Here is a 14,237-nt window from a genome sequence, read left to right on the forward strand (position 1 = left end):
ATCCATATAATATCAATGCTAGTATGATTCAAGTTGTTCCTTCTGGCTTTCCGCGATTTGTTTGTACGGATCAAATACCATTGCTAGTTTCTGATCGAATAATGGTTCCTTTAGTATACTCTTATTCAAATTAATCTCACTCATTATTGCATAAAAATTCAAATGTTCATTTATCGATGATGAATTTGAAGGGTCATCTTCGTCACTCAATTTGCTAATCAAATCGCGTAGAGTTATTTTATTTTCGAGAAATTGGAGATAATAATACCCCACTATTACGTCACTCTTCGAGAACCTATTTTTTTCATAATAGTATTCATCTAACATCTTAGCCCCTACAGCTAAAGATAATTCATTTAGGTCCTTAGCTAAGGACACTCCATATATCCAATCTTCTACAGTATCCTTTTTCAAAATTTGTCTATCAGCCCACTCCTGCCAGTCCACCTTAGAGTAATACCCACTTACACATGCTATATATAAATTACTAGCTATGGTCAATTTATTTCCTCCCTTTTGGAGTCTGCGGATGTAGTCCTGGAACACCTTTCCCATGCTGGTCCGGATTCAAAAATGAGTTTGGATGATGATGTGGAATTGTATGAGTAGCTATATCTTTCCTTCCATGATCAGTAAAATCATTATTACCTATTCTCCGTCCATATTGATCAAATATGGTTTCCCTCACATAAGTTTCACCAGTCTTATTATTAATTTTTATGTCTTTAATACTTCTCTCACCAGGAACAGTATAAACTCTTTGTCTGGTATTTATTTCTTTACCGTTCATCACTTTCCAGATTTCTTGCCCGTTCTCTTTGATTTTTTCAAGTGAACCGTGCCCCTGTTTCCAATAAGATTCATACCTAGTCGCTTCTACCGAATCCATCATATCAACAAACGATTCCTTGGGTTTCCCCTCATTCTCACACTTCATCAATCCCAACGGATCGATATAACTCACCGGATTCCCGTTCACATAAGCATACCGGTTAAATGTCTGCCCATCCTGAATCTCTCCACGGATTACATCACGATTCAGGAACCGTTTTAGCTTCGGATCATAATACCGGGCACGCATGTAACACAGTCATAAGGATGTTAACGTTTAAATATAAGAAAGCCTTGAACGGCCTAAAACAGCGCTCAAGGTTTTCTCATATCTATTACCAGTAATTTAGATGCAGACGTTTCATTTATAATGGTTTTTACAATAGTAAGATGAGGAGCCATGGTTGCAGACGAAGTTTCTCCATCACCTATATCCATATAACCTTAGGATAGGGATCTTTGTATCCTTTCACCTTTTGTTTACCTCACTTCAGATAAACAAACTATTCAACTCATTTTTCGTTAATGTTTATCTGGTTGATAATCAGTGAAGGAAAATGATTTTACTCGTCTCCTAAAATCTCATCACATTCAATACTACGCATGAATATCATCATTACACGTAAAGCGGCTTTAATCTCACCAATACTTAATTCGGGAAATTCGCTCTCAATTGCATCAATGACTTGCTTCTCACCTTCAAGAAAGTACATAATATCAGTTAATAGAACAGCTTGATTTTTTATTTTCAGTCCATAAATCCCTTTGAATTCATCAGTAATGTACTCTCTTTCAACCCTACCATATTCAACCTTTTGTACAGCATTAATATTAGAAGGCGTATGCGATGCTTGCATTAGAAAACTTTCTTCAAAATCTTTTTGACTAAATTCTATTTCGTTTTTTTCAACTGCTTCTTCGGTGTACTCCCTAATTTGATCCAAAAAGTCTCTGTTATTTTGAAACATGTTCCTCACCATCCATTAGTTATTTTCGCTTATTATTTTTCTTAGATGAAGGGAGTTGCTCAATAGTTATTTTATCAACCCACTTACTATTAAATTCTTCCAATAATCCTGATCCTATTCCATAAGAACCAGCTTCATTACGCGGTTTGATTACAACACGATTTGTATACTTAGATTCTCCCCCAACCATGTCTTCAAAGTCTATGCCTTTAGATTGGAGCCATTCTTTTGCTCCTTTTTTCGTCTCAATTTTGATTATATGTGTGTAGTGCTCTGGGTCACCAAGATCTCGAGGATCTCTTTCCTTCCCCTTCTCTGAAATCCATTTGCTTCCTCTCGATTCAGTTCCATTATCATGAACTTTAGGCACCAATCCCTTTGCATCTAGTGAGTCTTTAGCTTCGACTTCAGAACCATACCTAATATACTTTTCAGTCTCACACTTCATCAATCCCAACGGATCAATGTAACTTACCGGATTCCCGTTCACATACGCATACCGGTTAAACGTCTGCCCCTCCTGAATGTCTCCACGGATTACATCACGATTCAGGAACCGTTTTAGCTTCGGATCATATTACCGCGCACGCATATAATACAGACCGTTGGCATCCGTCATGACGCCGTCCCGGCCATTATACGCAAACGGCTGCGAGGTTACTCCTTCCCGTTGCTCCAGCCTATCATTGACCTGCTTGCCTACTGCTAATAAACTAATGAATTTTTTCTCGCTTATCAGTACTAATAGTTGGCAGTGAAGACAGTCCAGCAAATGATATGTGTTGTTCTTGTCCAGATTGACAAGAATCAGTTTCTTATTATCCAATTTATGGGAAAATATGTTTTAGCCCTCCTACTCAAAATAGTGACGGATCCTAAAAGATGCGCTTCATTGCTTTTCCCTCTATCGGGCGACAAATTTTAAAGTTGCGATTTCATTTTGAAAAAATCTCAAAAAAACGAAGATAACAAAAATCAGGTCAATCAAGGTGGTATCTGGCCCTAATCGACCTGTTTAATGCAACGCAATAGCGTTATTTAGGTGATAAAATTCAAGCATTGATGTGCGTACAACAAATTCGAAAAATCTTTATTCGGGTATTACATGGGTTATTCGTGTTATTGGTTGAATGATGGGTTCATTCGTCACCCACCCCCTCCAAAAGAAAAAACCTTGAAAGGCATGACGCCAATCAAGGTTCGAAATAAAATATTTAACCTTCCTGATGTTCCGTTTTCGCTAAATCAATTGCCACGGCTAGTTTAATTTGAAATATTTTACTCAACCGTTTTTGGAAATCCTTCAGATTGTAAGTTTCAATTAAAGGAACTTCCGAATGATTGACTCTACTAATTTCAACTTTAGCGATTTTATCAATGTCAACCAAAATAGTGTATATATCCACGCCTTGTTCAGGTGTCCAATTCAAAATATATGCACTTTTTAATTCTCCGAAAGTAACCCTTAACAAATTTAATATTATTTCGACTTTTCCGTCTTGAGCCAAAACCAAATTTGAACCCTCTAGTTCCTTTCTGAAATCTTGTTCTTGTTTACTTCCTTTGAGTTTCATTTTATCACTCCCGGTGTAGCAGTAACTAAATTTCCATGCTTATCGGTTAATACAGTCATAATATTTGTTGGAGAACCACTAAATTTGTCAATTCCTATGTTAGAGTCTAAAGTAACTTCCCTCACATATCTAGCTTGTTTTTCAATTGACCCATCTGCTAACTTTATCTCGGAATATAGTACTCTTGAAACTGGTGTACTCACAACTTCTTTACTTTGAAGAATGCTCTTTAGTTCATCAGGTGTAACCGAGAATTGGGAAGCATTCTTATTGGGGTTAAAATGCCTATCTAGTACATGGTTAAATCCTGCCCGTCCTCTGCAGTTCCATTTCTTAAGTTTATTCTTGATTGAACTATAGGGGGCTTCCATCAATCTGACCCGTCCCCTCAGACTTTGTTTCCCACTTACTCAACCCTAAAGGATCAATGTAACTCACCGGATTCCCATTGACATACGCATACCGGTTAAATGTCTGCCCATCCTGAATGTCTCCACGGATTACATCACGATTCAGGAACCGTTTTAGCTTCGGATCATAATACCGGGCACGCATATAATACAGGCCGTTGGCATCCGTCATGACGCCATCCCGTCCATTATACGCAAAAGGTTGCAGGGTTACTCCTTCCCGTTACTCCAGCTCGCCATACAATCCATACCTATAGCGGTCCGTCAATCGGTTCTGCTCATCCGTTAGTAAAGTGGTGCTGCCACGCAGGTCGTAGTGATAACTCAAATACTTACTTGGCTCCCTCGTTGCTTCAACACCTCTTTAGTCATATAGATAATACACATCCTAAATACCAATCAAAACTTTCAAATTACAAGAATGTTTTACCACTTTATCTTAAGAATTATAGGTATAACGAATCGCTTTTGCGATTGATATGATCTCTGAAATTATCTCCATAGAATTTTAACAATTAGAAAATGAGAGAACCCTAAATGGAACTCATCTCCATTTAAGGTTCTCATAGCCTCTAAGATTACAATTAATTAGATGATACTACATATACCAACCTCGAGATCTTATAAAACAAAACTAGAGATTCCCAACTTTTTATTACATACCTACTTCATCACACATAATACTACGCATATAAATCACCATTACTCGTAATGCCGCTTCAATCTCTTCATTATTTAATTCTGGAAATTCATTAGAAATCTCACGGATAACTTTTTCGTTCCCTTCAAGAAAGTACATAATATCTGCTAGGAAGACTAACTGTTCTTTTATCTTTAAACCATATATTTCCTTGTATTTATCCGTACTATATTCTTCTTGTATTTTACCATATTCAATATATTTTATACTCTTTATATTATCTGGAGTATGCGAACATTGCATTAAAAAACTGTGTTCGAACTCTTCTTGATTATAATTTAAGGTACTATTCCCAACCAATTCCTCGGTGTATTCTTTGAGTTTATCCAAAAACTCTCTATTATTTCTAAACATCTCTGTCACCGTCCATTAGTTATTTCCGTCCTTTTTTTATTTTCTCTATAGTTACTTTATTAACCCATTTGGAATTGAACTCATCAAGTAAATCTTTCCCCACACCGTATGAGCCTGCTTCATTATCAGGTTTAATTATTACTCGAGTTGTATATTTAGATTCTCCTCCAATCATATCTTCAAAGTTTATACTTTTAGATTGGAGCCATTCTTTAGCTCCTTTTTCTGTCTCAATAATGATTTTATGGGTGTGCCCATTGGCACTTGCTTTTCCGAGATCTGCAGGATTCCGTTCAAATCCTTCTTCAGATATCCACTTACTCCCTCTTGATACAGTTCCGTTATCATGAACTTTAGGCACCAATCCCTTTGCATCTAGTGAGTCTTTAGCTTCGACTTCAGAACCATACCTAATATACTTTTCAGTCTCACACTTCATCAATCCCAACGGATCAATGTAACTCACCGGATTCCCGTTGACATACGCATACCGGTTAAATGTCTGCCCATCCTGAATCTCTCCACGGATTACATCACGATTCAAGAACCGTTTTAGCTTCGGATCATAATACCGGGCACGCATGTAATACAGACCGTTGGCATCCGTCATGACGCCATCCCGTCCATTATACGCAAACGGCTGCGGGGTTACTCCTTCCCGTTGCTCCAGTTCGCCATACAATCCATACGTATAGCGATCCGTCACCCGGTTCTGCTCATCCGTTAGCAACGTCGTACTGCCGCGTAGGTCGTAATGGTAGCTTAGATACGTTCCGTTGGCATCTTCGCGTCCAATCAGCCCCAGTCCATAGATGTAGCGGGCCTTCACATTTCCTTCTCCATCCAGCTCCATCAGCACCCGGCTCAGTTCATGCGCATCGTCGATCACATAGCGGGTCACTTGCCCTCGCTGCGCGAGTTCAATCCGGTCTCCCTGTGGGTTGTACCGATACTTCAGTTTACCTGCCTTCACCAGACGGTTGCGAGCATCGTATTCGTAGGCCGAAGCGGTGCTGCCATCGGTCGCATACAGCAGATTACCGTTGGCATCGATCTCGACGGGATAGTTCCCTATCCGCTGTAGTCGATTATCCCAGGTGTAATGTAGCTGCTGCTGTATCGGCAATTTGCCAACGGGTTCCGACACCCCGACCTGTTCACTCGTCAGGTTGCCCGACGGGTCATACATGTAGTGTACAATACGGCCAGGCTCTGCGCCACTGCGCAGGCGTTTTAAGGTGTCATACGTATACTGTTTGTTTTCTTCCTTCAGCAGCAAACCGCTTGGGCTGTATTCGTACTTGAATTGCTGTAAACGAATGCCCTGTCCACTCGTATCCGTCAGGCGAATCAGTTGGCCTGCGGCATCATACTCCCTTTGCTCCTGGCTGCCGTTCGGGCGCCGGGTGTCGATGAGCTTCCCGCTTGCATCGTAGCGGTACCGGGTCAGACGGCCGTTCCAATCCTTCACTTCAGCCAGTTCACCCGTGGCTTGATAACGATACTGCACCACTTTGCCATCGGGATACGTGAGCGACGTCATCCGGCCTGCGGCATCATACGCGTATTGCAGCAGATGCCCAAATCCATCGGTTCGCGTGAGCAAGCGTCCAGCCGCATCGTAGGTTCGTTCCTCATGCTGCTCCGCTTCGAGCACACGCGCCACTTGTCCATCCGGCGTGTAGGTCAGCACGATTTCCCCCGCCTCATCCACTGCACGGATCAAGCGGCCAGCGGCATCATATGCATACCGGGTTTCCTGTCCCTTAGCATCCAGCTTTGCACTTAGCCAGCCGCGTTCATCATAGGTGTAGGCGGTTTGTGCTCCGGCAGCGTTCGTTTCCTGCAGCAAGCGACCACTGCGGTCATACGTCAGACGGGTTTCATTCCCGCTCGCATCCGTATAGCTCGTATTGCGATCCTCGCCATCCCATGTCTGGCGATAGGTTACTTCGTCTGCGCCTTCACCTTGGATCACTTCGGTCAGGCGGTGCGCGGCATCGTAGCGATAATGGCGGGCATGGCCATCTGCGTCGGTATCTTCGACGCGTTGATGGACGGCATTGAACCGCAGCCGCGTCATGTGACCAAGGCCATCCTGCCACGCCACCGGACGACCAGCGGCATCATAGGTCAGCTGCTGGACGGTCCGCCCTTCGCCATCCATCACGGAGATAAGACGTCCTGCACCATCATAGTAATACTTCGTGATGTGTCCTAATGCATCGGTCACGGTCTGCAATCGACCTGCCGGGTCATAGGATAACTGCGTGGTTTCGCCCAGCGCATTCATTTCGGCAATCAGGCGATTCTCGGCATCATAGGTATATTGCCGGGTGTGGCCGAGTGCATCGGTGATGGTTGCGACCTCACCATTCGGTGTATACGTATACTGCATGGAAGCGCCAGACGGACGGGTCTCCCGAATGCGCTGCCCACTGGCATCATACACGGTCTGCCACGTGAGGCCCAGCGGGTCGGTGGCGGACGTCAGGCGATCTGCACCATCGTAGCTCCGGCGACTCACACTTCCCGCGGCATCCTCCAATTGAATAAGTCGCCCCGCCTCATCCCAGCCAACCTGCAAACGTCGACCTTCCGGATCGAGCGTATGCTGAAGCTCGCCCGTATCGCTGTAGCCATAGGTCCAGACCGCACCCGTGAAATCCTGGTACGTGGCTGTCTGCCCCGTTTCGGTGTAGGTCCACTTCGCTGTGCTCCCATCTGGACGGGTCACTTCGGTCAGGCGCTGTTGTTCATCGTATTGGTAGCTAGTCACACCACCTTCGGCATCCGTTTCACGCGCAACTTGGTGGTGCGCAGTGTAGTGATATTCCGTTTCATGACCCAGCGGATCGATTTCGCGGATCAGATGCCCATCCTCATCATAGACATACGACATGGTTTCTTCCAGTGGATTGGTGACACTGGACAGCTGTCCTTGCGGCGTATAGGTATAGCGGGTGATACCACCATCTTCGGCATGTACTTCAAGGAGCTGTAAAGCGTCATCATGCACAAGGATGCGTGTCTGACCCAGCCGATTGGTAACCGTGGTCCAGGTCTGCCCCGGATGACTCTCGGTATCATACTGGAACTGAAACTTTCCGCCTGCTGCATCCGTCTGTTCGACAATCCGGTACGTGGTATCAAAGGTGTTCGTGAATTGGAGGATGCCGCTCTCCGTCAGGGAGATCAAGCGTCCTTCCTCATCCGAGATCAAGTCGGTCACTACACCACCCGGCTCGATGACGCGAACTAGTACACCTGCTGAACTGTATTCAAATGTGACACAACGTAAGGCATCCTTCACTTCCTTCAGTTCGCCTGTAGGAGTATAGTCCAGATGCAGAGATCGCTGGGTTGCCCGATCAATCAGGGTCGACAGGCGACCCGATTGCTGATAGGACAGGTCCAGCGTTAGGCCGCTGGACTGAGTGTGGCTAAGCAGTTGTCCTTCTTCGGTAAATCGATAGATCTCACGCGGCTCACGCGTTGTCAGTTTCCAACCATCCACTTCCCGTTCGAGCACGTCCCAATACACATCGAGATCTGAACTTCGATAGGTTCCATCTGCTTGATGGATGAAATGGTTGTGGCGTCCCGCTGTCCAATAGACGTCAACGGAGGTGGCGTGCTCAGTTAAATCCTGTGTTGATGGGTGAATGTGCAATCGAAGTCCGTATTGATGGGTCCAGGCCGGACCTAATTCCCCTCGTTGCAGCAGACCCGAGTGATAGATGAGGGTCAGGGGCCAATCGGTTGCCCCATGCAGCGTCAGGATATCATGATTCATAAACTGATGTCCGGTAGCCGCATGGATTGGATCCCCTGGACAGCTTTCTTTGTTGGATTTGGTTACATTCTGCGTTTCGGTGGTTCGACCCGTAGACGGCTGGTGCGGCGAAGCATCGACATCCTTCGTCTTGGGCGCCCCTGGTGCCTCTGCCCCTTTTGGAGCGCTACCTCCGGGTGTCTTCTTTATCATCGAAGCGGCCGCTGCGGAACCCGTTCCTGCCGCCGTTCCTGCTGCTGCCGCTGCTTTCTCGGCATCGGTGAGTCCCGTATCGTGACGTGTGGATCCGGCATCGCCAGGCGCTTCGTCTGCTTTGCCCGCCGGTTTATTACTCGTCATCGGCGTCTCGCCCGCATCTCTGGAGCCTGCCGGACCTTCTCCTGCTTTGGTCGACTTCGGCGTCGCCCCGGCAATGTCATCCCCCGCTTCCCGGGTCGAGTTTCCAGGTACTCCCGCCTTGTTCGGGTTGGTAGGTACGGCATCGATGGCTTCATCCGCGCTGCGGCCTACGGTTTTGGCCGCATCCGCAGCGTCATCGGCATGCTTCACTGTTTTTCCCGTCAACTCAAGGGCCTCGTCGGCATACTTGAAGAGGGAAGCCGCCTTATTTCCCGCTTTCCCCAGTGGTCCCAGCACGGAAAGGCCGCGCTCATACCAAGCCAGCTTCTCTCCCGTCAGTAGATCCCGGCCCGTGATGGCCTCGATAATCCCTTTCACATTTCCGACCACTGGCAGGAAATCCAGCACAGTGCCCAATGCAAAGGTGAGGAAGCTGGCCAGCTTCCCCCAGTTGAATTTCTTGCCTTCCCGGTCCGCTTGTTCATATTCTTCTCGCTTGCGGCGAGTCAACTCTGACAGCACTTCCAGCTTACTTTGCAAGCCGTCCAGTTCTCGCATCAGGTGGGTGAACGTACTCTGTACCCCGCCCTGACTGAGGGTTTTGTAGCTGAGGCTGTTCATCGCCCGGTTCAGATCCGTACGCAGATCCCCCATCTCATCCGCGGCTCCGTCCAGACTCTTCGAGGTCCGCTTCAGGTCGGATAGGCTGACTTCCAATTTCATGGATGTTCCTCTTTTCTATGTACCATTGATTTAAATTCATTTGTTATATAGATACTTCTCGCTATTTGCTTGGATAATCGTTCTAAAAAATGCGGTACACCGCAAGGCATACCGCAGATCGGTCTACAGATTTCTTGTTTGAGCTTCGTTGTTCACTTTGCTATTCCTTGCTTTACATCTTAAAACTAATGCGGCACCTGAGCACTAAAATCATCCCGGCTGGAACGGTCTGCATGATAGAACACCACATCTCCATCTCGTAGTGAAAACGAGTTACCATAGCTATCCTGCACCTGACGCTGGAACCCTTCCAGCAGCCACTGGTTCATCAATGGTGCGTGGATATATTGCAGATGCGGTGCCGCCAGATTCCCTTCCCGAATGGATTCGAAATTGAAGTTCACCACGATATAACCCTCCTTCAGGAAGATTGGCGATTTGGCATCCAGTCCGCCATGCGTACGTCCATACTCAGCCAAGTTCGTTCCCGCTTCCACCACATAGGGCTCAGCTGGTAAACTGTACTCCCCATACCATTGCTGGATCGAAGCATTTGCCCGCAGCACATCCGCACTCGCGGTCGTTGGAATGTTTGTTTTCGGACCGATAAATGTTCGCAGTTGTTCGGGCAGGAGCAGCAGGCTGTATCCGCCTACCGGAGTCTTCATTTTCGTGAATTTGTCCCGGTAATAGTCCTGATAGGCTCGTTCGCTCATCATTCCTGGATGGATCTCACCATACCGATTATATATATAGGTAGCTGTATCCCGCAGCTGTTCCGAGGATACTTGACGCAACCGATCGTTCAGAATGACGAACCGCTTCACTTGGTCCTCTGCCGAACCTATGCGAATAAAGTTTCGCTGGTTGGTGGAGTAGTATAGATCCACGGGTACGCGTGTCTTCCCATCCTTCGTGACAAAATCAAAGGTTGGAGTCAACCGTATACCGTCCCTCGGGCCAAACATATTGCCTTTCGTTTTAAAATCGAATTTGAAGTGGTATCCCGTCTTCACGGCTACATTCTGGTAGCCTTGCAGCGGATGGCTGCCAGGACGGATGGGTACGGTAAATTGCGGTTTATTGCCCCGCTTGTCGCCATCGATATCCTGCGTACCGGTCCAGTAACTGATCCAGGTTGGCGCAATACTATTTTTGAACCGGCGGAAAACAAGCTCCCAGTTGTAGTCCGCAATATCGGTAATCTCAAAATCGTATAATCTCCCAATGACTTCGACGGAAACTTCGTCCGATGCAACGTGGTAGTACAGGTCAGTATTCGCATCCGGCTGAGCATCAATTTCCGGCTGTGTACTGTAGTCCGAGGGGGCGTTTTCGGCGATATTTCGGAATTCCACCTGGTAGTCTCCTTCATCTACCCACACGGGGAGATAGAAGGTTGTGTCCAGCACCGATACCGGAATGTCAATCCACGTGTTTCGCGGAATAAATTGCGTCCGGTCCGCAGTGTAGACATCAAAAGGAAACCGTACTTGCTTAATCCGATAATACTTGGCATAATCCCGATTTCCATATCCCGGGTAGGAACCCGCATCCAAATGCTGACCGCTCGTCGGAATGCGTACCGTAAAGGGCCGTTCCAAAATGAGCGCAGAGCGGTTCATGTTCGGCACCGTTTTCTGGTTATGCGGCTGATCATCCGAAACCAGCGAGTAGTTTACAACTGGGGTATGCACGGTGACGGTGTTGATACCATAAATGTCGTACTCTTGGTCATCGCCTCCATTAACGCTGTTATCCATTAAGGTATAACGGATAGTACCCTTGCTCGTTGTATCTTTCTTGTTGGTCTTACTAGTCGGAATAAAGTTGTACGGGCTATACAGCACATTTTCATCAATCTGTATGGGAGCCGGAATTTCACCTGGTTGCGGGCCAGATTCAGGAGACCGCTGCGGATCCATAACCGTCGCTCCATTAAAGTAAAAGGCATCATTCTCGACCTCGACATCGGGAACTGCCTCTTCGGCCACATGTTGTAGATCTTCATCGGGTGGAGAAGGTTTATCCTTGCCTCCCGTTTCCGTACCGGGTGGGGCTGTTACTTTGACTGGATTAGGTGGCGGATAATAATAGCCCGTTGTTTCTGCTTGAAAATCTGGGGGAATATAACCCTCTGGTTGCAACATGATTTGTCCAGAGCCAAATGCATAGTTGACAAGTGTGGCCTCATCAATGCTGTACACGCTTAAGGTATCAATCGTCCAGTATGCATACGGACGCTCGACGGTATATGGCTTGGTCACCGTTTCTTCCGCCTCTTGCGGATCCGGAACTTCCGTTTCATTCCCCTCCGCATCGGTTTCGGTCTTTTTGGGATCCCACTTTAGGGTCCACGTTTTCTCAACATCAAACTGATATGTACAAGTACCTGTCATTTGTACAAAGGTATGTTCAAATAAATAATCCCGACTAAATACGTTTCCGTACAGACTTTCGGAGGTAGGAATCCCCTTGAGCACATCAAAAGGTTCATTGCCCCGTTGATCTGCCTTAATCATGGCGGTCACGACTGGATCCATGTACTTACCTTCCAGCGTTCGTCCTGGAACGGGCTCCGTACAAACATTATCAGGTATCGTTGGATTATCGTCGTTTTTCAACTTGTAATAGAAGTATACATAATAATAAGAATACTTTCCGTTATAGGTGAACTTGCCCGGATCTCCCTGTGACCGGCTTCCACCACTCGGGGCAGCGACGGTACTTTTCTTGTAACCTTCGTATGTATATTTGTCTCCGGGTGCTGTGTGCGTATAACTATATTCCTTATCTTTCTCCAGCTTTTCTTCCTTATCCCTAAAACCGTCAACACCATCCAAGCTCTGTCCTGTTGTTGTCCAGTGCTTTACTATAGCCTTGCCTTCTTCTGGTTCAAGTTCAATTGTAAAGAGGGTTGGGAAGAAGTATTGCCATCCTTCTACGTTCGGCCCGAAAACCCTGCCATCTTTTTCTTCTTCTGCCCTCCGATCAACGGCCTTATCTCTAGCAGTTAGAACACCATCCTTAACCAAGGCATCTTTTCTTCCTATATTTGTCCCTATTCCAACGGGAGGTGATTCTTTGTATGAGTACGTAACATTAGAAGTAGCATCCCAATAGTATTTCCGGTCTCTATCTCTCAACTCTCCAGATCTAGATTTATTAAACGTATCATTGGCAAGCGTCCAATTGAAATCAAAAGGTTTTACGGTAATATCCTTGATTTTTCGATTGGATCCAAATTTAAACTCGTAAGTCCCTCCATCTACTGTGGGAACTTTAGATCCGGGATGATGACCATCTCCAGTCCATTGCCCTGAAGTGTTACTCCAGACCTCGTAATATACCATACCTACGAAGTAATAAAGATTTGGGTTATCTTTATCCTGAAGCAACCGATTTGAACTAATGGACCAAACGGCTGCTTCAGCTTTACCCGGGTTAAATGTAAATATTAGAAGTAAAGAAGAAAGAATAAGTACTAGGCTGAGTAACGAGCTAATCGTCCTTTTCATCTCCATCAACCCTTACTTGAACGGATTAACAATGGCTACTGCGTAGTCATCCAAACTTCCATCTTCAAGCAAAATGTAATCAGCCTGACTGATTCTGTAATCTTTCCAACCTTCATAATTCTGAATATATTTACCATCTTGAAATTTATCCAGCCTGCTGATTACAGGGAAATAATTCATTCCTGTTTTATCACCATTGTCTTTAAAGAGACTATCAACCACACCACGGCCTCTTACAAAACTATTTTCAACTAAAAAACTAATAGGGTTTCCCCGACGACTGCTTCGAATTTGAATCATGTCATCATCTTTATCCTTGACCATATCAATGCTATATACCACTTGTCCATCACTCAATTGAACTGGGAGATCACTTTCCTTAATAATCTTCAGACCTGTGTATGTTTCGCCTTTCATATTAATAAAAGATTTTTCACTCTTAGTGTAAGCATTAAAATCACTCAGTTTCGTCAACTTAAACTCCTTATCGTCCGTACTCCGGAAGTCTTTTTTCCCAATCCAAACCCAGCGACCAATTTTGTCCCATTCCACCTTTTGACCAAGCCCTTCACTGACCAAGCGCAGTGGAACGAATGTCCGATTCTGCTTCAAAATGATTTGCGTACCATAGTCTTTTTTCTGTCCGTCCACGAGAGCTGCAGTTTGTCCAATTGTCATATCAACCCGATGATCTTTACTTTGGATACCAACCCGTGTCACTTTGCCTGTCTTGGAGTAGGATACTTTCGCCCCTAAGGCTTCTGAAACAAAACGAATCGGAACCATCACACTACCTTGACGATCCTGAAACGGCTTGGCATCCGGAAATTTTAATTTCTTCGTATTCAGTAATACTTCCACTGTTGATTGTTTACTTGCTGCTGCAATTGTTCCTGTTCCTGAACCCATCATACTTACAGACAAAACTCCTACTAATAAAGGTAACACTAATTTCTTCATTCTCTAATTCCCTCGACTTTCCTTATGTACTTGGCTCCTTCATTTGATTGTTTCAACAACATCT

11 protein-coding genes and 2 pseudogenes are annotated in these 14,237 nt (G+C 45.5%); all 13 read right to left on the bottom strand.

The window, feature by feature from the left end:
* Nucleotides 1–18 precede the first annotated feature (18 nt).
* The 13 genes and pseudogenes from AC3RCI_RS24515 to AC3RCI_RS24575 all read right to left on the bottom strand — a co-directional run bounded on the left by AC3RCI_RS24515 (nt 19) and on the right by AC3RCI_RS24575 (nt 14,173).
* Complete coding sequence (locus tag AC3RCI_RS24515) at nt 19–501, bottom strand: hypothetical protein (RefSeq protein ID WP_492526774.1); 483 nt, start codon at nt 499–501, stop codon at nt 19–21.
* Nucleotide 502: 1 nt separating this feature from the next.
* Nucleotides 503–892: a hypothetical protein gene (locus AC3RCI_RS24520; RefSeq protein WP_492530051.1), complete on the bottom strand. Its 390-nt coding sequence runs from the start codon at nt 890–892 to the stop codon at nt 503–505.
* A gap of 57 nt (nt 893–949) precedes the next feature.
* A pseudogene (locus tag AC3RCI_RS24525) lies at nt 950–1,081 on the bottom strand (RHS repeat-associated core domain-containing protein); the annotation flags it as partial.
* A gap of 313 nt (nt 1,082–1,394) precedes the next feature.
* Complete coding sequence (locus AC3RCI_RS24530) at nt 1,395–1,799, bottom strand: hypothetical protein (protein WP_492526776.1); 405 nt, start codon at nt 1,797–1,799, stop codon at nt 1,395–1,397.
* Between the two features lie 19 nt (nt 1,800–1,818).
* Nucleotides 1,819–2,289 carry a hypothetical protein gene (locus tag AC3RCI_RS24535; RefSeq protein WP_492526777.1) on the bottom strand — a complete coding sequence of 157 codons (471 nt, stop codon included), beginning with the start codon at nt 2,287–2,289 and terminating at the stop codon, nt 1,819–1,821.
* A gap of 12 nt (nt 2,290–2,301) precedes the next feature.
* Nucleotides 2,302–2,352: pseudogene (locus AC3RCI_RS24540) on the bottom strand (hypothetical protein); the annotation flags it as partial.
* Between the two features lie 661 nt (nt 2,353–3,013).
* Nucleotides 3,014–3,373 (bottom strand): hypothetical protein, encoded by a 360-nt coding sequence (locus AC3RCI_RS24545; RefSeq protein WP_492526778.1) that lies wholly within the window; start codon nt 3,371–3,373, stop codon nt 3,014–3,016.
* Nucleotides 3,370–3,744, bottom strand: a complete 375-nt coding sequence (locus tag AC3RCI_RS24550) for a hypothetical protein (protein WP_492529997.1) — start codon at nt 3,742–3,744, stop codon at nt 3,370–3,372. The genes AC3RCI_RS24545 and AC3RCI_RS24550 overlap by 4 nt, the downstream gene beginning before the upstream one ends.
* On the bottom strand, nt 3,728–3,991 hold the full coding sequence (locus tag AC3RCI_RS24555; RefSeq protein ID WP_492529999.1) for an RHS repeat-associated core domain-containing protein: 264 nt from the start codon (nt 3,989–3,991) through the stop codon (nt 3,728–3,730). The genes AC3RCI_RS24550 and AC3RCI_RS24555 overlap by 17 nt, the downstream gene beginning before the upstream one ends.
* 447 nt (nt 3,992–4,438) lie before the next feature.
* On the bottom strand, nt 4,439–4,837 hold the full coding sequence (locus tag AC3RCI_RS24560) for a hypothetical protein (RefSeq protein WP_492526779.1): 399 nt from the start codon (nt 4,835–4,837) through the stop codon (nt 4,439–4,441).
* Between the two features lie 19 nt (nt 4,838–4,856).
* A complete protein-coding gene (locus tag AC3RCI_RS24565) occupies nt 4,857–9,695 on the bottom strand; it encodes an RHS repeat-associated core domain-containing protein (protein ID WP_492526780.1) in 4,839 nt (1,612 codons plus the stop codon).
* 185 nt (nt 9,696–9,880) lie between these two features.
* Nucleotides 9,881–12,730 (bottom strand): DUF5704 domain-containing protein, encoded by a 2,850-nt coding sequence (locus tag AC3RCI_RS24570; RefSeq protein WP_492526781.1) that lies wholly within the window; start codon nt 12,728–12,730, stop codon nt 9,881–9,883.
* A gap of 495 nt (nt 12,731–13,225) precedes the next feature.
* Complete coding sequence (locus tag AC3RCI_RS24575) at nt 13,226–14,173, bottom strand: copper amine oxidase N-terminal domain-containing protein (protein WP_390587601.1); 948 nt, start codon at nt 14,171–14,173, stop codon at nt 13,226–13,228.
* Nucleotides 14,174–14,237: the final 64 nt, after the last annotated feature.

This window comes from Paenibacillus sp. MT124, from assembly GCF_058792755.1.

What these genes read in the sequence shown, in the direction of transcription:
- AC3RCI_RS24520 (WP_492530051.1), bottom strand. Translation starts at nt 892, where the DNA reads ATGATGGATTCGGTAGAAGCGACTAGGTATGAATCTTATTGGAAACAG.
- AC3RCI_RS24530 (WP_492526776.1), bottom strand. Translation starts at nt 1,799, where the DNA reads ATGTTTCAAAATAACAGAGACTTTTTGGATCAAATTAGGGAGTACACC.
- AC3RCI_RS24545 (WP_492526778.1), bottom strand. Translation starts at nt 3,373, where the DNA reads ATGAAACTCAAAGGAAGTAAACAAGAACAAGATTTCAGAAAGGAACTA.
- AC3RCI_RS24550 (WP_492529997.1), bottom strand. Translation starts at nt 3,744, where the DNA reads ATGGAAGCCCCCTATAGTTCAATCAAGAATAAACTTAAGAAATGGAAC.
- AC3RCI_RS24560 (WP_492526779.1), bottom strand. Translation starts at nt 4,837, where the DNA reads ATGTTTAGAAATAATAGAGAGTTTTTGGATAAACTCAAAGAATACACC.
- AC3RCI_RS24565 (WP_492526780.1), bottom strand. Translation starts at nt 9,695, where the DNA reads ATGAAATTGGAAGTCAGCCTATCCGACCTGAAGCGGACCTCGAAGAGT.
- AC3RCI_RS24575 (WP_390587601.1), bottom strand. Translation starts at nt 14,173, where the DNA reads ATGAAGAAATTAGTGTTACCTTTATTAGTAGGAGTTTTGTCTGTAAGT.